At 71.4% G+C, this 23,047-nt stretch carries 21 protein-coding genes; 5 read left to right on the top strand and 16 right to left on the bottom strand.

What is annotated here, in order from left to right; translation table 11 throughout:
* Window positions 1–19: 19 nt before the first annotated feature.
* The 11 genes from ACFRIC_RS14295 to ACFRIC_RS14245 all read right to left on the bottom strand — a co-directional run bounded on the left by ACFRIC_RS14295 (window position 20) and on the right by ACFRIC_RS14245 (window position 10,935).
* On the bottom strand, window positions 20–2,065 hold the full coding sequence (locus tag ACFRIC_RS14295; RefSeq protein ID WP_382784424.1) for an FHA domain-containing protein: 2,046 nt from the start codon (window positions 2,063–2,065) through the stop codon (window positions 20–22).
* Between the two features lie 219 nt (window positions 2,066–2,284).
* Window positions 2,285–3,088, bottom strand: a complete 804-nt coding sequence (locus tag ACFRIC_RS14290) for an SAM-dependent methyltransferase (RefSeq protein WP_382784421.1) — start codon at window positions 3,086–3,088, stop codon at window positions 2,285–2,287.
* An 81-nt stretch (window positions 3,089–3,169) separates the two neighbouring features.
* Window positions 3,170–3,397, bottom strand: a complete 228-nt coding sequence (locus tag ACFRIC_RS14285; protein WP_382784418.1) for a DUF397 domain-containing protein — start codon at window positions 3,395–3,397, stop codon at window positions 3,170–3,172.
* 555 nt (window positions 3,398–3,952) lie between these two features.
* Window positions 3,953–4,954: an ACP S-malonyltransferase gene (locus tag ACFRIC_RS14280; RefSeq protein WP_382784415.1), complete on the bottom strand. Its 1,002-nt coding sequence runs from the start codon at window positions 4,952–4,954 to the stop codon at window positions 3,953–3,955.
* A 266-nt stretch (window positions 4,955–5,220) separates the two neighbouring features.
* Window positions 5,221–5,943 carry an alpha/beta hydrolase gene (locus ACFRIC_RS14275; protein ID WP_382784413.1) on the bottom strand — a complete coding sequence of 241 codons (723 nt, stop codon included), beginning with the start codon at window positions 5,941–5,943 and terminating at the stop codon, window positions 5,221–5,223.
* A complete protein-coding gene (locus ACFRIC_RS14270) occupies window positions 5,940–7,253 on the bottom strand; it encodes a beta-ketoacyl-[acyl-carrier-protein] synthase family protein (protein WP_382784410.1) in 1,314 nt (437 codons plus the stop codon). Before ACFRIC_RS14270 ends, ACFRIC_RS14275 begins: the two co-directional genes overlap by 4 nt.
* Window positions 7,250–8,611: a beta-ketoacyl synthase N-terminal-like domain-containing protein gene (locus ACFRIC_RS14265; RefSeq protein ID WP_382784408.1), complete on the bottom strand. Its 1,362-nt coding sequence runs from the start codon at window positions 8,609–8,611 to the stop codon at window positions 7,250–7,252. Before ACFRIC_RS14265 ends, ACFRIC_RS14270 begins: the two co-directional genes overlap by 4 nt.
* On the bottom strand, window positions 8,601–9,407 hold the full coding sequence (locus tag ACFRIC_RS14260; RefSeq protein WP_328444547.1) for an SDR family NAD(P)-dependent oxidoreductase: 807 nt from the start codon (window positions 9,405–9,407) through the stop codon (window positions 8,601–8,603). Before ACFRIC_RS14260 ends, ACFRIC_RS14265 begins: the two co-directional genes overlap by 11 nt.
* Window positions 9,407–9,880 (bottom strand): MaoC family dehydratase, encoded by a 474-nt coding sequence (locus tag ACFRIC_RS14255; RefSeq protein ID WP_382784404.1) that lies wholly within the window; start codon window positions 9,878–9,880, stop codon window positions 9,407–9,409. The genes ACFRIC_RS14260 and ACFRIC_RS14255 overlap by 1 nt, the downstream gene beginning before the upstream one ends.
* A 25-nt stretch (window positions 9,881–9,905) precedes the next feature.
* Window positions 9,906–10,673: an SDR family NAD(P)-dependent oxidoreductase gene (locus ACFRIC_RS14250; protein WP_382784402.1), complete on the bottom strand. Its 768-nt coding sequence runs from the start codon at window positions 10,671–10,673 to the stop codon at window positions 9,906–9,908.
* The gene (locus ACFRIC_RS14245) at window positions 10,666–10,935 is read right to left on the bottom strand and encodes a phosphopantetheine-binding protein (RefSeq protein ID WP_382784399.1); all 270 of its coding nucleotides are present in this window, start codon (window positions 10,933–10,935) and stop codon (window positions 10,666–10,668) included. Before ACFRIC_RS14245 ends, ACFRIC_RS14250 begins: the two co-directional genes overlap by 8 nt.
* Window positions 10,936–11,375: 440 nt before the next feature.
* On the opposite strand from ACFRIC_RS14245, the gene ACFRIC_RS14240 reads away from it, so the two are divergent.
* Window positions 11,376–11,990, top strand: a complete 615-nt coding sequence (locus tag ACFRIC_RS14240; protein WP_382784398.1) for a helix-turn-helix domain-containing protein — start codon at window positions 11,376–11,378, stop codon at window positions 11,988–11,990.
* A 262-nt stretch (window positions 11,991–12,252) separates the two neighbouring features.
* Here the strand turns inward: ACFRIC_RS14240 and ACFRIC_RS14235 are convergent, their stop codons facing one another.
* Entirely contained in the window at window positions 12,253–13,569 is a 1,317-nt protein-coding gene (locus ACFRIC_RS14235) for an alpha-amylase family glycosyl hydrolase (RefSeq protein ID WP_382784396.1), read from the bottom strand.
* Window positions 13,570–13,580: 11 nt separating this feature from the next.
* Window positions 13,581–14,084 carry a MarR family winged helix-turn-helix transcriptional regulator gene (locus tag ACFRIC_RS14230; RefSeq protein WP_382784393.1) on the bottom strand — a complete coding sequence of 168 codons (504 nt, stop codon included), beginning with the start codon at window positions 14,082–14,084 and terminating at the stop codon, window positions 13,581–13,583.
* Window positions 14,085–14,255: 171 nt separating this feature from the next.
* On the opposite strand from ACFRIC_RS14230, the gene ACFRIC_RS14225 reads away from it, so the two are divergent.
* From ACFRIC_RS14225 to ACFRIC_RS14215, 3 genes are all read left to right on the top strand, one after another.
* Complete coding sequence (locus ACFRIC_RS14225; RefSeq protein WP_382785885.1) at window positions 14,256–15,806, top strand: FUSC family protein; 1,551 nt, start codon at window positions 14,256–14,258, stop codon at window positions 15,804–15,806.
* Window positions 15,807–16,042: 236 nt separating this feature from the next.
* Window positions 16,043–16,711 carry an alpha/beta fold hydrolase gene (locus ACFRIC_RS14220; protein WP_382784390.1) on the top strand — a complete coding sequence of 223 codons (669 nt, stop codon included), beginning with the start codon at window positions 16,043–16,045 and terminating at the stop codon, window positions 16,709–16,711.
* Window positions 16,712–17,044: 333 nt separating this feature from the next.
* Window positions 17,045–17,776 carry a hypothetical protein gene (locus tag ACFRIC_RS14215; protein WP_382784387.1) on the top strand — a complete coding sequence of 244 codons (732 nt, stop codon included), beginning with the start codon at window positions 17,045–17,047 and terminating at the stop codon, window positions 17,774–17,776.
* Window positions 17,777–17,799: 23 nt separating this feature from the next.
* On the opposite strand, the gene ACFRIC_RS14210 is transcribed toward ACFRIC_RS14215, so the two are convergent.
* The gene (locus ACFRIC_RS14210) at window positions 17,800–18,297 is read right to left on the bottom strand and encodes a DUF4188 domain-containing protein (protein ID WP_382784384.1); all 498 of its coding nucleotides are present in this window, start codon (window positions 18,295–18,297) and stop codon (window positions 17,800–17,802) included.
* 79 nt (window positions 18,298–18,376) lie between these two features.
* Between ACFRIC_RS14210 and ACFRIC_RS14205 the strand changes: the two genes are divergently transcribed.
* On the top strand, window positions 18,377–19,012 hold the full coding sequence (locus ACFRIC_RS14205) for a MerR family transcriptional regulator (protein ID WP_382784382.1): 636 nt from the start codon (window positions 18,377–18,379) through the stop codon (window positions 19,010–19,012).
* A gap of 111 nt (window positions 19,013–19,123) precedes the next feature.
* Here ACFRIC_RS14205 and ACFRIC_RS14200 read toward each other — a convergent pair whose 3' ends face one another.
* Window positions 19,124–21,043 (bottom strand): glycoside hydrolase family 5 protein, encoded by a 1,920-nt coding sequence (locus ACFRIC_RS14200; protein WP_382784379.1) that lies wholly within the window; start codon window positions 21,041–21,043, stop codon window positions 19,124–19,126.
* A gap of 184 nt (window positions 21,044–21,227) precedes the next feature.
* Window positions 21,228–22,778: a peptidoglycan-binding protein gene (locus ACFRIC_RS14195; protein ID WP_382784376.1), complete on the bottom strand. Its 1,551-nt coding sequence runs from the start codon at window positions 22,776–22,778 to the stop codon at window positions 21,228–21,230.
* Window positions 22,779–23,047 lie beyond the last annotated feature (269 nt).

The following is a 23,047-nucleotide window of genomic DNA, read 5'->3' as shown; positions in this document are numbered from 1 at the left end:
GCCGGCCCGCACAGGAGCCTCAGCCCGCGGCCACCGCCGGGTCCGACGGAGCCCTCGGATCCGCGGGAGCCGCCGGATCTGCGGGACCTGCCGAATCCGAGGGAGCCGCCGGATCTGCGGGAGCGCCCGGGTCGGCGGGAGCAGCCGGATCCAGGGCCTCCACGGCCGCCGCAGCAGCGGCCGAGTCCGGGCCGTAGAAGATGTCGATGTCGACCTCCTCGCCGCCCATGGTGAGGGTGTCCCACGCGCCGCTGAGCACCAGCATGCGGAGCGTCCTGTCCTCCAGGGTTCCCAGCCGTTCCAGGATCGCCTCGTCGTCCGGCATGCCGGACATGCGGGTCGCCAGGCGGGAACGGATCCCGCGCAGCCGCTCCAGGAGCGTCGCGGTGTCGGCCTCTCGGTCCGGGGCCTCGGTGATCCCGTCGATGCCGTGCGCGATGATGTCCTTGATCGCCCAGGTGGCGCCCTTGTCGTCGGTGGTCACCATCGCCTTCCAGGCGCGGCTCTTGTGGCGGTACTGGAGCATCGACATGGCCGCCTCGTGGCGCAGGAAGTCCGCGTCCCGGAAGGGCTTGCCGTTCCAGGCGCTGTTGAGGGAGCGGGCGAGCGAGATCGCCGAGGCCAGGCCGCTGTTGAGGCCCCGGCCCGGCCAGAAGTGGATGGCGTTGGCCGCGTCGCCCAGCAGGAATCCGTACGTACCCGGCGAGTTGGCCGTAGGTGGCAGCAACTCGGCGGTGAAGCGCGGGCGTTGCACCATGCTCAGCCGGAACGACGTGACGGCCCTGAGCTCCCCGGGCTCGACTCCGAACAGGCGCAGCCCCTCACCCACCCGCTTCCAGAGGGCGGAGCCCCTGATCAGGGCCGGCAGGAACAGGGTGCTGTGCGTGGAGCACCGGAAGTCGCCGTGCTCGTCGCGCCCCATCAGACAGGGACGCGAGGCGATGCACTCCTCGAAGACGCGGCGGACCGGGTCGATGCCGACGACTTCCGCGGCCTCCGCGTCCGTCAGGCGCATGTTGAGGAAGCCCTCGCCGCGCAGGGAGTTGAGCAGGAACCGGTTCTGCCCGACGGTGAGCAGGACGGCCATGGGGTCGGCCAGAGCCGATTTCACCCGCAGGCCGAGGACGACGTCCTGGAGATGGCGGTCGTTCAGCGAGTAGATGGATTCGTCCGCCTTGCCGAACTTGGCGGCGAAGTGCTCGCGCGTGTGCGACCGTCCGCCGTCGCAGATCGCCAGTACGTGCTGCCCGGCCAGCGCGTCGCGCTGTTCCTCGACGCTGAACCGGGCGGGAACGAGCTGGATGCGGCTCCGCTTCTCGTTCGCCGCCTCCAGGAGCCGGTCCTCGATGTAGGCGATGCGCATGTTGCGCGGGTGGTGGTCGCCGATCGAGTCGGGGCCCGACGGCCACATCTCGGTATAGCTGTCCGGGTCGAAGAGCCGGGCCTGCACCTCCGCGGGCAGGCTGAGGTACTGGCGGCTCTGTACGGTGACCACCTGCTGGCGCCGTACGTTGCCCTGGCTCGCGTCCTTCCAGACGATCCTGCGGCCCTGCTTGCGCCACCGGCTGTCGTAGACGGTGATGTCCACCTGGGCGCCGAGGAAGTGCTCCAGGAGCAGGGCGAGGGACAGGCCGACGGGGCCTCCGCCCGCGATGGTGACCCGCAGCACCGGCCCGCGTGCCAGCTCCTCGTCACCATGGGTCAGCGACCTGGGCAGGGAGAGCGCCATGATCGTCTCCATGGCGTCCGCGACCTCGAACCGGAACTCCTGGTCGCCGATGGTGATGTCGTCCCCGGGCTGGAGGAGCCGGGAGTCGATCTCCTCGCCGTTGACCAGCGTGCCGTTGCTGCTGCCGCAGTCGCGCAGGACGTAGCCCTGGGTGTCGTCCAGGACGAGTTCCGCGTGGAAGCGCGACACGCTCAGGCTGGAGAGGGCGACGGTGTTCTCCGGGTTGCGTCCGAACGTGACCCGGGTGCCGATCACCGGTATTCGTTCTCCGGCCAGTAGTCCTTCGCGTCCAACAAGCACCGGCGCCACTGGATTTCCTCCCCAGGTTGACGACATTGCTGCTGTCGCGGCGCCCCCGCGCACACGGCTCGGCGGGCACGGCCGGGCAGCGTGCGACGGACGGGCGGGGCGACGTTCACTCGACGTACGGGAGCGGTGAGCGGTTCAGTCCGACAACGGCGTAGGGTCGCTTGACCGGTACGGATGCCCCATCATGCCCGATTCCGGAGCCTTTCGGGAGAGGCCGTCCGGCCCCGGAAGCCGGGACCGGACGCATTACGGCTTGCGCGCGACGCCCACGTACAACGGGATCTGTTCGCCCCCCGTGCGCGCCCGCCGGCCCTCGGGATCCCACCCGGCGGCGAGTTCGATGCCGGGGTCGAGCAGTTCGAGTCCGGTGAAGAATCCGGCGAACTCCTCGCGCGAGCGGACCTGGGCCGTCGTCCCGCCCTTGCGGTAGACCTCGACGACCCGCTCCCACGCCTCGGGGTCGAAGTCCCCCGTCGCGTGCGAGAGCGCCAAGTAGCTTCCGGGAGCGAGGGAGTCGACGAGTTCCGCGACGATGCCGTACGGGTCGTCCTCGTCCCCCACCAGGTGCAGCAGGGCCACCATCGACAGGGCGACCGGCTGGTCGAGGTCGAGGGTCTGCCGCGCCGCCGCCAGGATCTTCGCCGGCTCCTGCGCGTCGGCCTGGATGTACGCGGTGCGTCCCTGCGGATCGCTGTGCAGCAGGGCCTCGGCGTGCCGGAGGACGATCGGGTCGTTGTCGGCGTACACCACGCGCGCGGAGGGGGTGATCGCCTGGACGATCTGGTGGAGGTTCGGCTCCGTCGGGATGCCGGTGCCGATGTCGAGGAACTGGTGGATTCCCCGGCGCGCCAGCAGCCGGGCGGCCCGGTGCATGAAGTCCCGGTTGGTGCGGGCCATTTCCTTGACCGCGGGGAAGAAGGAGATGACCTGCTCGGCGGCCTCCCAGTCGACGGGGTAGTTGTCCTTTCCGCCCAGGAAGTAGTCGTACATGCGCGCCGACTGGGGCTTGCTGGTGTCGATCTCGTCCGGGCCTGTTCCGGTGTCTGTCACTTCGGTCCTCCGCCGCTACGGGCGTGATCGTGGGGAAGGTGGTGGGGTCGGTGCCGGGCACCGCTGTCCGGCGGACGCGCGTCAGGCGACGAGGAAGTCCGCCCGTCCCTCCTTGGCACCGCCGACGAACTCGGCGATGACCGAGGAGGCACAGATGAGGGCAGGGCCGTCCGGGTCGGTCGCCTGCCTGACCGCCACGACGCCGCCGCCGAGTTCCTTGATCTCGACGCAACCGTCGTCGCCGGCGCTCCAAGGCTTGCTCCACCCCTGGGTTCCCAGTTCTGCGGCGGCGTTCACGGCGTGCTTCATGGTCTTGTCTCCTTGCGGACGTGACCAGGGACTCCCCGGTACGTCGTGTGGGCTGGGCTTGGGCACTCGTCCGCCGGACATCACGCGCTTCGGGCGGAGTTCGTCGCGGTGCGGCGAAACCCCGTGCAACACAGGGGACTTGGTCGCGTACCTCGCCGCACCGGCGGGGTCGAGGCGGGCGGGATGCCGACGGTGTCCGGGACATGTGGGGCGGGAAGCGGGAAAGGGAGCCGAGCCCCTCCGGGGGCGGGCGGAGCGGCGCCGACGACAACTCACCTGTAAGACGCGGGGGTTCGGCGGTTCATGCGTCACCGCTGACGCGGCGGCACGTCCGGCACCGCATCGCGCACGGTCGGAGCAGACCGCGGTGCCCTCACGTCTCACGCCTCATCGACCCCCTGGACGCCGAGCAGTCTGCCATGACCTTCCCCCTCAAGGACAGGTTTGGTGATCCCCGCGCCACCTCACCTCGCCCCGAACTACCCTTTCGGTTTTACGAGTTCACAGCACGGACGTGGTCGTGGCAGGCGTCCGCCTCCGCGTCGAATGCCCCGGTCACGGCCACCAGTCGGCGGCGAGGGCCTCCACCTGTGCCGGAGTCGCGACGGAGCGGACCGGGACGGCGTCGGGCAGGGCCCTGCGGGCGAGGTTGGCCAGTGTGGAGCCGGGGCCGACCTCGACGAGGCGGAGACGGCCGCGGGCCGTGGCCGCGAGCGTGCGCATGGAGCCGGCCCAGCGCACGGGCGTGACGAGCTGGCGGAGCATCCTCGCTCGCCATCGCTCCTGATCGTGGAGGTGGGCGCGGGCGTCGACGTTCGCGATCACCGAGCAGCGCGCCGGGTGAAGAGGCGCGCGGTCGACGGCTTCGGACAGGCGCTGAGCGGCCGGAGCCATCAAGGGGGTGTGGAACGCGCCGCCGACCGGGATGCGGATCGCGCGTGCGCCGTCGCGCGTGGCCTCGTCGGCCAGCGCGGCCACCGCCTCGGCGGTGCCGGAGATCACGACCTGTTCGGCGCCGTTGATGTTGGCGACCCACACCTGGGCCCGGCGCAGGGACCGCATCCGGGCGGCGAGCCTCTGCGTCCTGGGCACGATGCCCGGACCGACGAGGACCGCCATGGTGCCGGGCGTGATCCGGTTGGCCTCCTCCATGGCCGCCCCGCGTTCGGCGACCAGGCGGACGCCGTCCTCGGGGGCGAGCACCCCGGCGGCGGTCAGGGCCGCGTACTCGCCGAGGCTGTGTCCAGCGCATACCGCGGGCAGCAGGTCACCGACCGCCGTACGCAGCGCGTCGAGCACCACCATCTCCAGGGTGAAGGTGGCGAGCTGGGCGCTGTCGGTGCGGGTCAGCTGCTCGGCTCCGGCGTCGAGAAGCAGCCGGCCGAGGTCCTGTCCGCAGATCTCTGAGAGGCGCGTGACGACCTTCCAGTGCGGGGTGTCGCGCCAGGGCTCCCCCATGCCGGGGCGCTGGGCTCCCTGCCCGGGGAAGAGCAGACCGACGCCGAACGGCACGGTCTCCGGACGGTGAGCCGTGCTCGGGGGTGACTCCTGTGCCATCGGTGAGGACGCCTTTCCGGTCGACGTGCGGGTGGCCCGGACTTCCGGAACCGGAAGGGGGAGGTCGGTTCCGGAAGCCCGGGCGGTGCGAGGCGCGTGCCGGGGCCCCGGTCAGCGGCGCGTGCCGCCGGTGCGCCCGGGAGCCCCGGCCAGCGGGCGCGCGCCGCCGCTGCGCCCGGGAGCCCCGGGCTGCGGGCGCCTGCCGCCGCTGCGCCCGTGAATCCCGGGCTGCGGGAACCACCGCCGGTCCGGTCCCCGAGCCCCGGTCAGCGGGCCCGTGCCGCCGGGCCCGTCCCGGGGGCCTGCGGTACGTGGACGTCCAGGACGTGACTCAGATAGACGGGCAGCGAGGCCCGTACCCCGGCGAACGGTTCGTGCCCGCCGGGATAGCGCTGCCAGGTCACCGGATGTCCCCAGGAGGAGAGCAGGTCCCTGAGCACGGCACCGCTGCGTTCGGGGACGACCCAGTCCCTGGCCCCGTGTCCGATCCACACGGGCAGGCCGCTGTTGGCGGGCTCGGGCCGGCCGGTCGGGAGCAGCGCGGGCAGGTCGGGCGGCATGAAGGGCGCGTACAGGGCCACGCCCGCCAGCCGTCGGGCGTAGGTGAGGGCCATGGTCAGGGCGACCGTGGCCCCCTGGGAGAAGCCGGCGAGCACGATCCGCCCGGCGCCGATCCGGTCGGCCTCCGCGTCCAGGAGCGTCGTGAGCGGCAGGTGCGCCGCCAGCAGGCCCTCGACGTCGATCCGGTCGATCGCGAGGAGGTTCTGCGGGAACCAGCACGGCACCGCCAGCCCGCTCAGCAGGCTGGGAGCCGTGACGGGTGCGCGCGGGAACACCCCGCGCACGCCCGCCTCGGCGAGCCGGAACCGCTGGGTCACGGCCATCAGATCGCCCGGAGCCTGGCCGATGCCGTGCAGCCACACGACGGTGGCACGGTGCGGCCGGGTGGGTTCCTCCGTCTCGTACTGCAGCCGGTGGACCGTGCTCATGCGGGCTGGGGTGCCGGCCGTGGCGCGGCCGGTCGCCGGAAGAGCATCGAGGCGTACTGGCCGCCGAAACCGAAGGAGTTCTTCAGCACGGTGTCGACCGGTCGCCGGACCGGGGTGAGGGAGGTGCGCACGGCGCAGGCGGGATCGGGCTCGGTGGAGGTCGTGACGGGCGGGATGATCCCCCGGCACATCGTGAGGGCGGCCGCCGCCGTCTCCACCACGCCGGAGGCCGCGGAGCCGTGCCCCGTCAGGGATTTGACGGCGCTGACGTCGAGTTCGGCCATCCGTTCGCCGAAGAGCCGGTGCAACGCGCGGGCCTCGGTGACGTCGTTGAGGCGGGTGGAGGTGCCGTGGGCGTTGACGGTGTCGACGTCGTCCGGGTGCGCTCCGGCCTGTTCGAGGGCGGTCCGCATGACGCGTTCGATCATGTCCACGCTGGGAGCGGTCATGTGGCGGGTGTCCACGGCGAGGCCCCAGCCGCCGATGACGGCGTACGACTGTGTCATCCCGCGCCGGGCCGCGTGCTCGGCGGTCTCCAGGACGAGCGCGCCGGCCGACTCGTTGATGACCATGCCCGTACGGCGTCTGTCGAAGGGCATGGAAGCCAGCGCGGGGTCGCCCTTCCAGCGGGAGAGCGCCATGAGCTGGCCGTACTGGGAGAGCACGTACGGTGTGTTGCGCGAGACGGCCGCCGAGACCACCGCGTACCGCGCGCGTCCCGAACGCAGCAGCCGGGCGGCTTCGGCGATGGCGCGCAGGCCGCCTGAGCAGGTGGCTTCCAGGCGTACGGGGACGACGGCCGTGCCGAGGCGGTCGGCGATCTCGGTGGGGTAGGCGGACAAGTCCCGTGTCTCGGGCGGGAGATGCCTGCCGCGCAGGGATTCGAGGACGGCCGAGGGTTCGTTGCCGATCCGGTCGTAGCGTTCGGCGAGGTCTTCCATGTGGGTGATGTAGTCCTGCGGGAAGGAGCCGGTGGGACCGGGCCAGACGCGTGCGTAGACCAGTGCGGCCGGCCCCTCCTGGGCGGGCAGTTCGCCGAGGCGGGCGTCGGCGAGCGCCTGGTCCACCGAGGCGAGCATGAGGGAGTCGCCCCAGGACCGGTCGGGTGCGCCGTAGTCGGCGGCGACCTTCGCCTTGACGTCCTCCGGGATCAGCCCGGCCGTCCAGCCGCAGGGCAGTCCGGTGGTGTCCATCCGCTCTTCGCGGACGACCCCGGAGCGGCCTTCGAGGTTGGCCGACCAGAACGTCTCGACGTCCCCGCCGATGGGGGTGATCACCCCCATGCCGGTGATGACGATGTCGTCGCTCATGTCCGTGCCTTCCCGTCGTCGGCCGTCCCGTGCGTCGATGCGATGACGAGGGCTCCGGCCGCCGTCGCGTGGTGTCCCTGGGTGAACGCGGTGATCAGCGCGGTCGGCGCCGGTCCCAGGGGGCGGGTCTCCCCCATCACCGGGTCGAGGCCGCCGAGTGCGGGATCGGGGCGGCGCAGCAGGCCCACGGGGGGAAGCGCGCCGCGTCCGAGGCTCTCCACGACCAGGGCGGTGTCGATGAGCGCCGAGCATTCGAAGGCGTTGCCGATGGTGCCCTTCGAGCCGGTGACGGGCAGGCTGCCCGCGCGGGGCAGTACCGCCCCGGTCTCCACGCGGTCGAGGCGGTCGGAGCTCGCGCCGTGTGCCCACCAGAGGGTGGGTGTGGTGTCCGCGTCGGCGAGAACGGTGTCGACGACGAGTTCCGCGGAGGCCGTGATGTCGGCGGCGACCAGGACCTCGCAGCCGGCGAGCCGGGCGCGGGCCGTGCCGCGCGCGGTGTCGGCGCGCTCCAGGAGGACGGCGGCGGCCCCCTGGCCGAGCAGGGTGCCCGACCTGTCGGCGTCGAAGGGTCCGGCGCCGGCCGTGGCGCGTGTGCCGAGGGGCTCGTCCTGGTCGAAGGCGGCCATCGCGGTGGTCGTGAGGGGTGCCCCGACGCCCACGACGAGCATCCGGTCGAGTTCGCCGCTCTCCAACAGCCGTACGGCCAGGGCCAGTGCGCCCGTGCCGCCGGCCGCGGCCTCGCCGTAGACGGCGACGTTGGAGCCCCGGAATCCGCTGGCCATGGAGACGAACTGGCCGAGCTGGGAGGGGATGCCGCGGATGTAGGAGTAGTCGGGGACCTCGTCGTGGAGGAACTTCGCGAGGGGCCTGGGGTCGCCGCGGAAGCGGGAGGCGAGTTGCGGGATGACGTCGCTGAGTTCGTCGCTGCTGCTGCCCACGGCCATGACGGTGCCGCCGCGTACGTCCTCGGTGTCGCCGGTGATCCCGGCCTGCTCCAGCGCCTGGCGGGCCACTGCGACGGCCCAACGGGCCGACTGGTTGGCGTACTTGCCGGCGTTGGCCCAGTCTCGGCCGGCGGGCCAGGTGATCTCGGTGGTGTCCACGGAGGCCGACGGCCACGGCAGCGCGGGGGCGGGCCCGTCGTGGCCGCCGGTGTCGAAGAAGGTCTTGCCCGCCGCCATGGCCTCCCACAGCCGGGCCGCGCCGAGGCCCGCCGGGGAGATCACGCCGATGCCGGTGACCACGATGTCGGGACGTTCCCGCCCGCCGGCGTGCTCTCCCGTCACGCCGACGGCCTGGGCCGCGGAGCCTTCACTCGGCACGCCGACGCTCTCCGCCGCGGATCGCTCACTCGGCACGCCGGCCTCCGCCGCTGATGCCGCCCCACAGGCGGTAGCCGCCGTCCACGGTGATGGTCTGCCCGGCGATCCAGGACGCCTCCTCCAGGCAGAGCAGGGCGACCACGTCGGCGCTGTTCTCGGGTGTGGTCATCCGGTCCCCGGGCCACGGGGAGACGGACAGTTCCTTGGTGACGCCGTGGGCGAAGTCGGGGCGGACCTTGAAGACGCCGGTCTGGACGAGTCCGGGACGTACGCAGTTGGCCACGATCCCGTACGGCGCCAGCTCGTAGGAGAGGTAGTCGGTCAGCGCCTCGAGTCCCGCCTTGGCGGCGGCGAAGAGTCCGGCGCGCGGGATGATGCGCGTGGTCGTGGAGTTGGTGATCGTGATGAAACGGGCGCCCTCGCGCTCACGCATCAGCGGGAGGGCGTGCTTGGCGAGCAGCCAGGTGGCCCGGGAGTTGGTGTCCTGCACGAACTGCCAGTCTCCTAGGGAGGCTTCGGCGAGCCGGGCGAACTTGGTGGCGGCCGCGTTCTGGACGAGGATGTGCAGGTCCTGGTGGATCTCGCCGATCTCCGCGATCAGGTTCTCGATCTCGGCGGGCTCGCTGAGGTCGGCGCGGTGCAGGGTCACTTCCGTACCCTGCTCGCCGAGTTCTTCGGCGAGTTCCTTGGCCGGGCCCTCGCGGTCGACGTAGTTGACGGCCAGGGTGGCTCCCCAGGCCGCGAGTTTACGGGTGATGCCCGCGCCGATGCCGCGCGATCCGCCGGTCACCAGGGCCACCCGCCCCTTGAGGGGCTGGTACTGACTGTCCATCACTGAACCCTTTCCACGGTTGCGGTCCGCTGCGCGGCGTGCCGCAGCACGACGACGCTCATGCGTCCGATGGCGTACGTCCGGTCGTTCTCGTCGAACACCCGCCGTGTGGTCTCGACGAGGCCGATCCGATCGTCGATCTCCTCGGCCCGGTCGGTGGCGGTGGTGAACCAGAACGGAGTGTCGGGGTACAGCGGCCTGACGAAGTCCCAGCTGAGCCTGCGCAGGCCGACGATGGCGGCCGGGGAGCCGTGCTGGACCACCCAGCCCGAGGTGATGGAGTGGATGAAGCCTCCGGGCACGATGCGCTGCCGGCGGTCGGTGCCCCGGGCGAAGTCGTCGCTGTCGTGCACCGGGTGCTTCTCCCCCATCAGGTCGAGGAGCTGGTCGAGCAGCGCGCCGCCGAACACCACGGGTCCGAACCGGCGCACCGGTGCCTGTGCCAGGTCCTCCCAGTACTTCACGGCCCCCACGGCTGTTCCTCCGTTCGTCCCTGCTTCACCGGGATCGCCGGCCCGGGCTGCGCATGACCATGCGGCCGCCGTCCACCGTGAACGTCTGGCCCTGGATGTAGTCCGCCTCGTCACGGGCGAGGAAGGCGACGAGTCCGCTGATGTCCTCGGGCAGTCCCCAGCGGGTGCCGTCGCTGTCGGAGCCGAGCTGGTCGGCGACGGCCGCGGTCATCTCGGTGCGGACCTTGCCGGGCGCCACGCAGTTGACCCGGATGCCTTTGCGTCCGACCTCGACGGCCAGGGCGCGGGTGAGGGCCTCGACGCCGCCCTTGGACGCCGCGTAGGCGCTCTGTCCCGGTCCCGGGGTACGGGCCGAGTTGGAGGAGATGTTGATGATGCGGCCCCAGCCCTGGTCCAGCATCGTGGGCAGGACCGCCCTGCTGGTGAGGAAGGGGCCGGTGAGATTGGTCCGCAGGACGTTCTCCCAGCGGTCGGTGCGGGTCACGGCGAGGAGCTGGTCGTCGATCACGGCCGCGTTGTTGACCAGGACGTGCAGGGCGCCCTCCTGTGCGGTCACCCGCTCGACCAGGGTCTCGACGTCGGACTCGTCGCCGATGTCGGCCTGGTGCAGGACCGCCCGGCCGCCGCTGGCCTCGATCTCCTTGACCACACGGCGTCCGGCGTCCAGGGCGCTGCGGCAGACGAGGTGCACGGTGAGTCCGTCGGCGGCCAGGCGGTAGGAGACAGCGGCGCCGATGCCCCGGGATCCGCCCGTGACGAGCGCGACGCGGGGGGCCGCGGCCGGCTCAGGCACGACTGCCAGCGGCCACGACGGCCACGATCGAGGCGATGCTGCGGTGGTGCTCGTCGGCTTCGGCGTTCCACTGGTCGAGGTCGAACTCGACGCCGAAGTGCCGGTTGATGCGACGGGCGAGCTGGAGCAGGTCGAGCGAGTCGAGGCCCAGGTCCTCGACGACGGACTGTCCGGGCTCGATCGTCTGGTCGGCTATGCCCGGCTTGACCTCCTTGAGCAGCTCGATGATTTCGACCTGGGCGGCATTCGACACGGTGGTCATCGCATTCCTCCGTAGATGTGACAGGAGCAGGGCCGGCCGGCACCTCCGGTCGGGCAAATCCATGTCACCAGAGCGGTGAATGAGCCAGCAAGGCCGTTATGCAGCGGGATTCGGGACACCCACTGGGCCGCTCGGGAGTCGCTCGCGTAAAACCCCATGTCGACGCACGGACCCCATCACTCCGCTTCTCGGACAAAATGAACCAAAAATCCACCGAAAGGAAAGGGATCCCCATGCAGAGTAAAGTAAAGTAAAGCCATCTTGACTCTTCGTCGAGGCCATCCATAGCGTCGATCTATGTGAGCCCAAGTAAAGACCAAAACGGGCCCCCTCGTGGTACGCAATGCCCGGGCCCCGGCATCGGCCGAATCAGTGGGCTTCGTCGATCGACATACCCTCGGACGCGTCACGCGTCCGGCAGTCTCGACATCCAGGGGGCAATGGTGGGGCGGAGCCGAACACCGATCCCGCAATCCGCGCAGTGTTATGAACTGGCGCAATGGCTGCGCTCGCTGCGCCAACGATCCGGACTCACCTACCGACAGATGGCCGAGCTCACCGAGGGACTACGGATCGCGGACCCCGCGTGTTCCGCCGTCACCCTCTCCCGCGCCGACCGTGGCACCTTCCTGCCCCGCCGCCATGTCGTGGAGGCGTATGCGCAGGTCTGCGGGGCGACGCGACGTGAAGCCCGGCTGCGCTGGGAGCAGGCGGCGCGGCAATCCGGCCACACTCCCGACGGCCGCGAGGTGCAGTCCGCGCCACGTGCCGGACGCAGGCTGGAACTCGTGTACCACCCGGCCCACCTCCTCGAAGCGATGCACCAGGCCCGGCTCGCCGCCGGCCAGCCGTCCCTGCGCGAAATGGAGAAGAAGGCCCGCGATCTCGGGGCCGGCCCTTTGCCGCGCAGCACGGTCGCGGACATTCTGGCCGGTTTTCGTATGCCGTCCGAGGAACTCCTCGTCGCCTATGTACAGGCATGCGGACAACAGGGGCGCCGGCTCACGCTCTGGCGCAATGCGTGGGCTCGCGCATTCGGCGCGGACGCCGCGTGATTCATCTGTCCGAAATCCACTACCGGGAACATTTCAACAAGGTGAAATCACGGGACGACCGACACTGAGGAAGCGTTTCCCGAGAGGGTGGATTTGACGCGTCGACGATTTTTGTGCGCCCGGTTGCCATGACGGGCGCACGACCCTCGATTCCTCGCCATGGTCGATTCCGGGAAACGAGGGTCGGCCGTCCCCGAATCAGGGTCGATCGGCCCGGAATCAGGGTGGATCGGCCCGGAATCAAGTCCGGCCGGGCCCGGAATCAGTTGTGGCTTCCCGGTGTCGTGGCGATGAACCAGCCCGCCGGGGGAAGCGAGACGGTACCCGTTCCGGAATCGACGGAGGCGTCACCGGCGACGGACGTCCACGCGGCGGCCGGAATGCCCGCGGTGGCCGGACCGGCTCCGAAGTTCAGGGCGACGGCCAGAGTGGAACCGGCGTCGGGCGCGGCCAGGGTGTAGCTGAGGACGGTGTTGTCCAGGGTGTGGACCCGGGTCTGGGCACGTACGAGCCAGGGGTGGCGTCGACGCACACCCACCAGGGTCTGGTGAAGCCGCTGCACGGCGATCCCTTCGGCGCTGAGATCCGCCGGGGTGGCGGGGAACGCGGGGCGGATGGCGTCGTCCCCGCCCACCCGGTCCTCCTTGACGCCCTCGCGGGCCCGCTCGTCGCCCGCGTAGACGGAGGGTGTCCCCCCGACGGTGAAGAGCACGGCGAGCGCGTGCGCCAGGTGACGGGGTTCCTCCAGCCGGCTGGCGACGCGGGTGACGTCGTGATTGCCGACGAACGTCTGCGGGGCGAAGGTGTCGAGCAGGGCGTTGTGACGCTTGAGCGACCAGGCCAGTTCGTGCGGATTGCGGTCGTTGAGCGAGCTCCAGATCGCCTTCCACAGTTCGTACTGCGTCACGGTGTCCAGTCCGCCCTCGACGACGTACGAGGCGTAGTCGCCGTGGATGACCTCGCCGCTGAACCACACGCCGGGGTGACGTGACCTGACCCGGTCCGTGACGGTCCGCCAGAAAGGCCGGGGCACCGCGTAGGCCGCGTCCAGCCGCCAGCCGGCGACGCCCCGGTCGAGCCAGTGGCCGAGGACGTCGACGACATGGTCGGCGACCGCGGGGGCCGCGTGGTTCAGCGCGACGAGATGACGGTGCCCCTCGAAGGTCCGGAAGTCGTCGCCCTCGGGGACGAACCAGTCCGCGTACGGGGAGGCGGCACCGCGCCGGGCCACGTCGGCGAAGGGCGCGAAGGACCTGCCGACGTGGTTGAAGACGCCGTCGAGCTGGACGCGGACCCCGCGCGACGCGGCGCGGTCGATCAGTTCGACCAGGTCCGCCTCGGTACCCAGGCGCGGATCGATCCGGAAGGGGTCGGTCGTGTCGTAGCCGTGGCTCTCGGCGGCGAAGACCGGGCCCAGGGCGAGGCCGTTGCAGCCGAGCCCGATCAGATGGTCGAGCCAGTCGACGAGGACCGGCAGCCGGTGCCGCACGGGCGCGTCCGCGGGCAGGGCGTCCGGCTCCGCGCCGAGGAAGCTCAGAGGATGGACGTGCCACCAGATGGCGTGGTCGGGCCAGGACACGGGAGCCTCCGTCAGTGGGGTCGGGTCGTGGAGCCGGACACGGCGGCCGGGGAATCGGCGAGGTGGTTCATCAGGCGGGCCGCGAGCAGGAGGACCTGACGCTCCGTCTCGGTGAGCTCGACGAGGGCGATGTCGAGCCAGGCGTCGCGTTGCGCCATGTCACGGGCGAGGGCCGCACGGCCCGCCTCCGTCAGCTCCACCACGCGCTGCCGCCCGTCCTGCGTGTCGCGCGTGCGGCTGATCAGGCCTTCTTGTTCGAGGTCCGCGAAGACCCGGGTCAGGGACTGCGGCTGCTGATGGTCCGCGGCGGCCAGCGCGCCGGCCGACATCGGGCCGTTGCGGCGCAGGTGGCCGAGCACGCTGCTCTTGTTGAGGCTGAGCCCGTCCGCGGGGCGCTCCGCGCTCAGCCTGCGGGCGAGCCGGATGACGCCCTGGCGGATCTCGGCGGAGGCGCGGCCGTCCCGCGCCTCGGACCGGGATCGTCCGGCGTCCTCGTGTTCTGTTCGCTCTCCCATCACATTGCTAAGGTATCACTTACGATCCTGTTGGAGTGCTCGACTCCAGATGGCTTGTTCCAGCGGTTCTCTTGGCGGTGATCCTACGTGGTGCGTAGTTTTCCGAGGTCGACGCGTCGTGCGCTGCGCTTCGATCCACGAGGGACGCACCTGCGGACGACGGCCGTGGCCATGGCCACGGTGCTCGGCACGTACGGCTGGGCGCTGCTCGTCGAGCACGAGGCAGGGCTGCGCGTGGACAGTGTCGTGCAGGCGGTGGTGATCGCCTCGGCGCTCGGCCGCGTGCAGCGCCTCTTCGACCGGACGGACCGGCTGGTGGCCTGCGCCGTGCTGCCGTGCGCGGCCGCGGCGGGCACGGAACTGAGCACGTTGATCCAGGAACACCCCCTCGCGGGTGACGCCGCGTTCGTCGTGGGGGTCGCCGGGGCGATCTGGGTACGCCGGTTCGGCGCCCGTGCGACGCGGGCGGGCACGCTGGTCGTTCTGCCGCTGATCGCGGTCCTGGTGGTGCCCGCGGGCATGGTTCCCGCCGGCGGACACGAGGGCACCGCCTGGGCGGCGGTGACGGCGCTGGCGGCGGTCGTCTGGGGAACCGTCGTGACGTGGACCGCCCAGCGCACCGGTCTCGTCAGGCGGCCCCCTTCGGCCAGGGTGACCGCGGCACCCCGCCCCCCAGGGCGGCGGCCGAGCGTGAGCACCCGGATGGCGCTGCAGATGGCGGCGGCACTCACCGCGGCGTTCGCCATCGGCCGGGATCTGTGGCCGGACCACTGGGCGTGGGTGGTCCTCACGGCCTTCCTGGTGTGCAGCGGTGCGCGCAGCCGCGGCGACGTGCTCGTCAAGGGGGCCTGGCGCACGCTGGGCGCTGCGGCCGGCACGGTGGTGGCGACCGCCGTCTCGGGAGGGTTCGGGCCACGGTCGGACACCGCGGTGGTCGTCATCTTCGTCGTGCTGGCCGTGGCCACGTGGCTGCGTGAACTCAGTTACGCGTACTGGGCGGCCTGCGTCACCGCCGTACTCTCGTTGCTCTACGACTGGTTCGGACAGAACCCCGGAGATCTGCTGCACACCCGGCTGGCCGGGATCGCGGCCGGCGCGGTGCTCGGCGTGGCGGCTTCCTGGCTCGTGCTGCCGATCCGCACCGAGGCGGTGGTACGGGCCCGGACCGCGGCGGCGCTGTCGGGACTGGGCGAGCTGATGGAGGCGGACTGGCGGAACGGCCCGGCCGTCCGCCTGGCACAGGCCCGATTCACCTACCGCGTCGAGCAGTTGGCGACGGTGACGGCCCCGATGCGGATCCTGGCCGCCGTACCCGTCCCCCGCGCCCTGTCCGCCCACCGGCGCCCGGACCAGGTCACGCTCGGGTCCGTGACGGCCCTGCGGCGCTGCGCCGATCCCGTCGACGAGCTCACCGACGCCCTCGGACGAGCCCCCGACGCGCTGGCCACCGACCCCGCCGTGACCCGGCGGCGGGCTGGTATCGCGGCGCACGCACTGACCGTACGCCGTGCGATCGGTCGCCGCCCGACCCCGCCGTCCACGCCGGAAGCGCCCCCGCGGGAGCGGCTCGCCCCATCCGGGCCGCGCTCTCCCGCCGACCGTTCCGTCCCCACCGCCCTGACCGCGCTCGAGGCGATCGACACCCAACTCGCCGTACTCAGCTCCCTGTTCGGACCCCCACCGGTCCTCGCGCCCGAGACACCGGCGGCCGCGGCCGGCTGACGGGCAGGCCTGGCGGCGGGCTCACCCATCGGACGGCGTTCCGCCGTTGCGTGGAGTGCCAGGAGGCCACGGTCGTACGGGAGCGCGACTTCGTCCGCGTGTTCTGCGCCGCGGCGGCGCCGTCCGGCCGGACCATCGATCACGAGGGCTGCCAGGTCGTCACCGCCACCGATGACTTTCGTCGCTCCCGGCGGTCTGCATCGTGAGGGTGAAAACGGACGGAGGCGAGGACGAGGGTGTTTGTCTTGATTCCCGGGGCCGGGGGTTCGGCCTGGTACTGGCATCCCGTGGTGTCCGAACTGCGGGCGAGAGGGCACGAGGCGATCGCGGTCGACCTGCCCGGCGCCGACGAGTCCGCGGGGCTGCCCGAGTACACCGACGCCGTGGTCGCGGCGATCGGCGAACGCACCGACACCGTGCTGGTCGCGCAGTCCATGGGCGGCTTCACGGCACCGATGGTCTGCGACCGTGTTCCGGTCGGGCTGCTGGTGCTCGTCAACGCGATGGTCCCGCTGCCGGGCGAGACGCCCGGACAGTGGTGGGGCAACACCGGATCGGAGCCGGCCCGCCTCGCCGCCGCCGAAGCGGGCGGCTACGGCACCGAGTTCGACCTGGACACCTACTTCCTGCACGACGTCCCGGCCGAGATCGTCGCGGCCGGTGAGGGTCATGAGCGGCCGGAGGCCGACATCGCCTTCGGCCAGCCCTGTGACATCGAGCGATGGCCGGACACCACCACACGGGTACTGTCCGCGACCGGGGACCGGTTCTTCCCCGTCGGCTTCCAGCGCAGGGTGGCGCGCGACCGCCTGGGGATCGAGGCCGAGACCATTCCCGGCGGACACCTGGCGGCGCTCTCCCACCCGTCTCCGCTCGTCGACAGGCTGGTCGAGCGGCTGCCCTGAGCGGCCGATCCGCGTGGTCCTCGGACCCGCCGGGGCCAGGGCGGCCGGGCCCCGCGACGAAAACGTATCCCCCGGACACGAAGCTCGTTGAAGTGGTCAGCGCGCAAACGCCCCCGACGGATGCGCGACACGTGAGGGCCCGAATCCCTGCCCGGTCTCGGGCCCTCACCCCCTCCAGTCCTGTCCCTCCGGGCGATCGTGTCCACCCGGAGGGACAGGGCGAAGAGCGGCCCGGTCAGACCCCGCGAAGAGAGTCCTGGCGAGCGGGGCGAGGAGGCTGCCGGCGAGAAAGGGCGAGGAGCCGCCACGACTGGCGTGCCATGATCCGCACTCATGAAGACGCCGAACCCTCCCATGGTCCGTGCCGCCGCCCGCAACAACGCCGAGTGGTGCGCCGCGATGAGCCGATCACACGGTGTGGAGGGCGCGTTCACGCGGCAGGTGTGGGCCGCCCCGGCCCGTACTCCGCCGTACTACCCGGACGCGGTGACGCTGGAGCCCGGCGCCGACCCGGCCGCACTCGCGGCCCGCATCGACACCTCCGCACCGGGTGCCTCCGTCAAGGACAGCTTCGCCGACCTCGATCTGACGGCGGCCGGCTTCCGGGTCCTCTTCGAGGCGCAGTGGATCCACCGTCCCGCGACCCCGCCCACCGGACCCACGGAGCTCGCGTGGAACGTGGTGGACGATCCCGGGGCGTTGCTCGACTGGGCGTCCGCCTGGGACGACGGGAACGGCGACGCCGATCTGTTCCGCCCCGAACTGCTCGACGACCCGGCCACCTTCGTGCTCGCCGGACGCGCGGCCGACGGCCGCGTGGCCGCCGGAGCGGTGGCGAGCCGGAGCGACCACCTGGTCGGTGTGTCCAACGTGTTCGCCCGCGACGGCGGCCCCGAAGCGGCCTGGCCGGGCGTACTGAACGCCGTCCACGCGCTGTTCCCCGCCCTGCCCGTGGTCGGCTACGAGCAGGGCGACGACCTGGCCGCCGCCCTGCGGCACGGCTTCGAAGCGATCGGCCCGCTGCGGATCTGGACCCACCCGGGGCGGGACCGGCGCGCGCGGTAGCGGCTCGGGCCGTCGGTCCGGCGCTACGAGGGGGCCTTGCCCGCCAGCCGCTGCGCCGCGCGCTCCCCACGTCGTTCGACGGGCTCGACTCCCCAGGCCGCGCCCAGACCGCTCGGCGGCATGTCGACGTAGATCGACTCGTACGAACCGGCCGGCACGATGTACGTCTCGTGCCAGATGCCCACGGCCCCGTTGCTGTTCCGCAGCCCTCGGTTGAACGCCGCCCACGCGGGGCGGTGCTCCCGGGTCTGATCGGAGGCGTACGCGAGCAGCTTCTCGCGCGACTCCCAGTACTGCGCGACGGTGAACACGCGCGGTCCTCCGCTCAGCAACCGGTGGCCCAGCAGCCCACTCTCGCTGTCCCGAGAGAGTTCCTTCAGCATGCGCGGCATCGCGGTCAGCGTCGGCAGCCAGTGGCGGACGGCCAGCCAGCGGTTGATCCGCATGCCGATGAGAAAGACGACGACGTCGCCCTCGGCCGCCGCTGTGACCCGTCGCCCGGATGTCGGTGCATTACCCATGAGACTCCCCGTTCCCGTATTGGATAGTGGCACGATCCATGTTTGGATAGTGCCACTGTCCAATGAAAGGTGCAACAGGATGCGGCTGGCGGAACTGAGCGAGCGCAGCGGAGTGTCGACCGCGACGATCAAGTACTACCTGCGCGAGGGACTGCTCCAGCCGGGCCGCCGCGTCTCCGCCACCCAGGCCGAGTACGGGGAGAACCACCTGCGGCGGCTGCGTCTGGTGCGGGCGCTGATCCAGATCGGCGGGGTCTCGGTGGCCGACGCGCGCGAGGTGATCGCCGCTGCCGAGGACGAGTCGCTGGACCACCATCTGCGGCTGGGCGCGGCGACCCGGGCGCTGCCCACCGCCGAGAAGCCCGACGAGGACGATCCGGCGGTGGCCACGGCCTCCCGCTCGGTGGAGGCGCTGCTGGAGCGGCTCGGCTGGTCCTGCGAACCGGGCGGGCACCTGTTCAGCCCCGCTCACCGGCGGCTCATCGACTCGGTCGCCGCGCTGGTCCGGCTCGGCTACCCCTGCGACACCGAGGCGTTGCTCCCGTACGGGCGGCTGGCGGCGCAACTGGCGGTCACCGACCTGGACCTGGTCGAGGAGCAGCCGACCCCGAGCGAGCAGATCGAGGCGGCCGTCGCGCTCACGGTGCTGTACGAGCCGGTGCTGCTGAGCCTGCGGCGCATGGCCCACGCGGAGGAATCGGCGCGGCGGTTCTGAGGCCGCTCCCGTCACCGGACGCCAAAGCCTCGTACAACGGTCGCGGCGCGGCGCGCACCCGGGCACCGTGCGCCCGGGTGCGCGCCGCTCGTCGAGACGGGCGCGTCCTGATCAGCTCAGCTTGCGGCAGAGCAGTGCGGCCGGGCCCTGACTGGCTCCGAACCGGGTCGTGAAGGCGATTCCGGCGGCGTATTCGTCATCGGCGCACTGTCCCTTGTAGTCGCCGTTGGCGAAGTCGCCTCCGGCCGCGCCCGCGGGCCGGTTGTCGGAGCGGTCGAACCACACCGTCCGCCCCGCGCCCGCCAACGAGCCGGCAGCCGGCACGCAGAGCGCGGCGGAGGTACGGCCGCCCCGGCGGCTGTATCCGATGAGGTAGTTCCCCGACGGGCACTGCAACTTGGTGTACCCCGAGGCCCAGTCGCCGCCCGAGGGCACATGGCGCTCGTCCGTGACGACCGTCTGGGTGTCGGCCGGGGAGCGGAGGTCACCGGTGGAGACGTCGGTGCACAGCGCGCGGACACCGCTGTGGCCGAGTCCGATCAGCCGTTCGCCGTCGGGGCAGACGGCCTTGGACGCACCGGAGTTCCAGTCGCCGCCCGCGCGCACCCGCAGCGACTGCACATAGTCGCCGTGATCGGTGGCGAGCATGTGCCAACTCGGGACGGCGTCCACCGGTCCGGTGCGGGTCGGTGCGGTCGTGAGCCGGTTCCACGCGGTGCCGCGCCAGTCGGACTGGTCGAGGATTCCATACCGGTTGCCGGAGGTGTCGTAGCGCAGCAGGGACCAGTCGTCGTGACCCTCCCAGCCGACGAGCGGCCAGTAGGCGAAGTCGACGTCGTGGTCGGCGAAGTAGTCGGTGATGTTGCCGAACCAGGTCCGGGCCGCCGCGCCCGTCTCGCCGGCGCCGATGCCGAACTCGCTGATCCACACGGGAGCGGTGAAGTGCTGGTTCGCCTCGGAGGAGACGAAGAAGGCCTGGTCGTTCAGGACTTGGTAGAGCTGGTCACGGCCGAGGTCCTGGTAGCGGGCGTCGTGGGTCTCGCCGATGCCGGTCGCCCCGCTGTGGCTGGGACCGGTGTATCCGTAGAAGTGCGCGGAGTACACCAGCTTGTGGGCCGCGACGAGGGTGTGCGAGAGGTTGCGCGCGGGGGTGAGGGTGGGACGGCCGTGCGCGAAGCCGTCGACCGGGATGCCGGTCCAGTTGATCCCCTCGATGACGATGAGGAGGTTGCGGTTGGCCTCCGCGAGGATGCGGTCCCCGGCGAGCTGGGCCGCCGCGTACCAGTCGTGTGCGTCGCCCAGGCCCCAGTTGGGGTCGTCGAGTACGTCGCGGCGTACCTCGTTGTAGAGGTCGGCGCCCACGACGCGCGGGTCACCGGCGTAGCGGCGGGCCATGAAGACCCAGTCGTCCGCCCACTGCTGGGTGGACTGACTGCTGTTCCAGCGCTCGTTGCCGTCGACGCCGCAGCACCAACGCGAGGTGTTGGTGTGGTTGTTGAGGATGACGGCGAAGCCGCTCTGGGTCAGGGCGGCGACCACGGCGTCGTAGACCTGGAGCGGTGTTCTGCCGCGCAGCCCCGGGTTGGCCGTGACGGCCACGTCCGGCACGGGGGCCGTCGCATGGATCATCTCGTTGGAGAAGGGCAGCCGGATGCTGTTGATGCCCAGCCGGTGGAAGTCGTCGAGCAGTTGGGGCAGCGACGCGCGGTCCAGGCCGAGGGGGATGCCGTAGGAGTTCTGGCCGGCGTGCTGGTTGGCCGGGTCGTCCTTGCTGCCGCTGCCGGTCCAGGAGCCTTGTGCGCCGTCCCAGTTGGCCGACTTCAGCCGGAAACGGTTGCCGTCGGCGTCCACGATGTACCGTCCGCGGGTGGAGAGCGGCGCCTTCCATGTCTCGGCCGCCGCGGCGGTGGTGGCTCCCCGCGCACTGTGCGCCGGATCCGTGGTGGCGGCGACCGCCCCCGGAGCGGTGGCCAGCAGCAGGAGGGCGCTTGCCGCTAATGTCAGGTACTTGCCAAATCTGAGGGTAGGCATCGGACCTCTGTGAGGGGTGTCGGTACACGAACGTGAGGGGTCGGCGCCCCACCGGCACCCGCCAAGGGTGCCGGTCGCCGATGTTCCGGCGTGACGGGGCGCGTCGGGCTCATGCTCGGCGGAGCCTAGCGGGAAGCCCCGGCCATGGTGAGGGTTCCGGTCAGCCCGCGAGCCGGCCGGCCGGTCAGCGGACGCGGATGAACGTCACGTCGTAGCCGCTGTTCGTGCTGCGGGTCTTGATGTAGACCCCGTCCGAACCCCCGTTGGGATTGCCGGTGTTGCCCTCCACCGTGGTGAAGGCCGAGCCGCCGCTCACCGTTCGCACGATGCCTATGTGTTCCTGCCCGCCGGTGTAGTTGTCGCCCCCGTTCCAGTCGAAGGCCACGATGTCGCCCGGCTGCGGGTTCGTCGTCACGGAGAGGTGGTAGTTGCCGGCCCGGGCCTGCTTGACCCAGCCCGAGACATAGGTGTTGCGGTAGGAGCTGGCCCCGGTCTGCTTGGCCACCCAGCTCACGAAGGTCGCGCACCAGGCGTAGTTGCGGGTGGACAGCGACAGGCCCACGGCCGATCCGTAGCTGTTCGCCCGGGCGCTGCCCTCGACGGTGCCGACCTCGGCCGCGGCCACGGCGAGGATCTTGCCGTACCCGCCGCCGGGCGGGGTCGAGGCGGGCGGCGTGACCGCGCCGTACAGAGCGGCCTTGGTGTTCGGGCCGACCTGGCCGTCGACGGACAGACCCTTCTCCGCCTGGAAGTCCCGCACCGCGCTGTCGGTCAACGGCCCGAACTCGCCGTCGACGGCGAGATCCGCTCCGTGGTGGTTGAGCAGGCTCTGCAGTTCGGTGACGCAGCCGCTGCGCCCGCCCTTCACGATGGTGCCCGGGCACGAGGCGGAGTTCAGGTTGATCGGGGCCGGTGCGCCGCTGCCGCCGCCCGTGCTGATGTTCGCGTACAGGGCGGCCTTGGTGTTCGGACCGACCTGCCCGTCGACGGAGAGCCCCGCCGAGGACTGGAACGATCTCACGGCGGCCACGGTCAGCGGCCCGAACTCGCCGTCCACGTCGAGGTGTCGCCCTTTGCCGTTGAGCAGGGCCTGGAGCGTGGCGACACACCCGCCGCTCTGCCCCTCCACGATGTTCGAGGGACAGGAGGCCGATCGCAGGTCCAGGGCGGTGGACGCCGACTCGTCGGTGTCGTACAGCTCGCGCTTGGTGTTCGGGCCGACCTGGCCGTCGACCGACAGGCCGTGCGCGGACTGGAAGCTGCGGACGGCACTGTATGTCGCCGGCCCGAAATCGCCGTCCACGTCGATCGAGTGGCCGAAGTGGCGGAGCAGCCGCTGGAGTTCGGTGACGCAGCCGCCCTTGTCGCCCTGGACGACGTTCGCCGGGCACGAGGAGGACGTGAGGTTGATCGGCGACGGGGCCGAGCCGCCGGTCGCGTACAGCTTGGCCTTGGTCTGGGGGCCGACCAGTCCGTCCACGGCGATCGCGGTGGAGGCCTGGTACTCGCGTACCGCGTAGAGGGTGTTCGCCCCGAAGACGCCGTCCACGAGCAGTCCGGCGCCATGGGCGTTGAGCAGGTTCTGCAACTCCGTGACGCAGCCGTTCGTCTGGCCCTGCTGGATCACGCCGGGACAGGAGGAGGAGGTCAGCCTGATCGCCGTGGGTGCCGCCGCCGCGGGCACGGCACCGATCAGGGTGCCGACCGTGAGGAGCGCCGTCGTGGCGGCGAACACCCCGGCTCTGACTCTCCGTCCCGGTAGCGCGCTCGTGGCGCCTCGATGCTCGCTGGGTCTTTTGTCGTCGTGCACACGAAATGGACTCGTCTTCATGACCGCGAAACGTCTCCTTCGCTGGGTCCGCGGACCGCCGTCGGAGATCGTCCGGGCCGAATCCGCACACTGCCGTGGTGGGTCGTTCATGGAAGGTTTCGCCCGCCCGGCAGACGCTCGCCTCCGCCTTGAAGCCGGTAAAGGGAGGAGAAATTGGCCTTTTCGCCAGGTCG

It is taken from the genome of Streptomyces sp. NPDC056738, assembly GCF_042790435.1.
In the GTDB taxonomy this organism is placed as follows: domain Bacteria; phylum Actinomycetota; class Actinomycetes; order Streptomycetales; family Streptomycetaceae; genus Streptomyces.
This window is presented reverse-complemented; position numbering and strand designations above follow the sequence as displayed.

Bases quoted from the DNA above. Each gene is read 5' to 3' on its own strand.
- ACFRIC_RS14295 (WP_382784424.1), bottom strand. From the start codon at position 2,065: ATGTCGTCAACCTGGGGAGGAAATCCAGTGGCGCCGGTGCTTGTTGGA.
- ACFRIC_RS14285 (WP_382784418.1), bottom strand. From the start codon at position 3,397: ATGAAGCACGCCGTGAACGCCGCCGCAGAACTGGGAACCCAGGGGTGG.
- ACFRIC_RS14280 (WP_382784415.1), bottom strand. From the start codon at position 4,954: ATGGCACAGGAGTCACCCCCGAGCACGGCTCACCGTCCGGAGACCGTG.
- ACFRIC_RS14275 (WP_382784413.1), bottom strand. From the start codon at position 5,943: ATGAGCACGGTCCACCGGCTGCAGTACGAGACGGAGGAACCCACCCGG.
- ACFRIC_RS14270 (WP_382784410.1), bottom strand. From the start codon at position 7,253: ATGAGCGACGACATCGTCATCACCGGCATGGGGGTGATCACCCCCATC.
- ACFRIC_RS14260 (WP_328444547.1), bottom strand. From the start codon at position 9,407: ATGGACAGTCAGTACCAGCCCCTCAAGGGGCGGGTGGCCCTGGTGACC.
- ACFRIC_RS14245 (WP_382784399.1), bottom strand. From the start codon at position 10,935: ATGACCACCGTGTCGAATGCCGCCCAGGTCGAAATCATCGAGCTGCTC.
- ACFRIC_RS14240 (WP_382784398.1), top strand. From the start codon at position 11,376: ATGGTGGGGCGGAGCCGAACACCGATCCCGCAATCCGCGCAGTGTTAT.
- ACFRIC_RS14230 (WP_382784393.1), bottom strand. From the start codon at position 14,084: ATGGGAGAGCGAACAGAACACGAGGACGCCGGACGATCCCGGTCCGAG.
- ACFRIC_RS14225 (WP_382785885.1), top strand. From the start codon at position 14,256: ATGGCCACGGTGCTCGGCACGTACGGCTGGGCGCTGCTCGTCGAGCAC.
- ACFRIC_RS14215 (WP_382784387.1), top strand. From the start codon at position 17,045: ATGAAGACGCCGAACCCTCCCATGGTCCGTGCCGCCGCCCGCAACAAC.
- ACFRIC_RS14210 (WP_382784384.1), bottom strand. From the start codon at position 18,297: ATGGGTAATGCACCGACATCCGGGCGACGGGTCACAGCGGCGGCCGAG.
- ACFRIC_RS14205 (WP_382784382.1), top strand. From the start codon at position 18,377: ATGCGGCTGGCGGAACTGAGCGAGCGCAGCGGAGTGTCGACCGCGACG.
- ACFRIC_RS14200 (WP_382784379.1), bottom strand. From the start codon at position 21,043: ATGCCTACCCTCAGATTTGGCAAGTACCTGACATTAGCGGCAAGCGCC.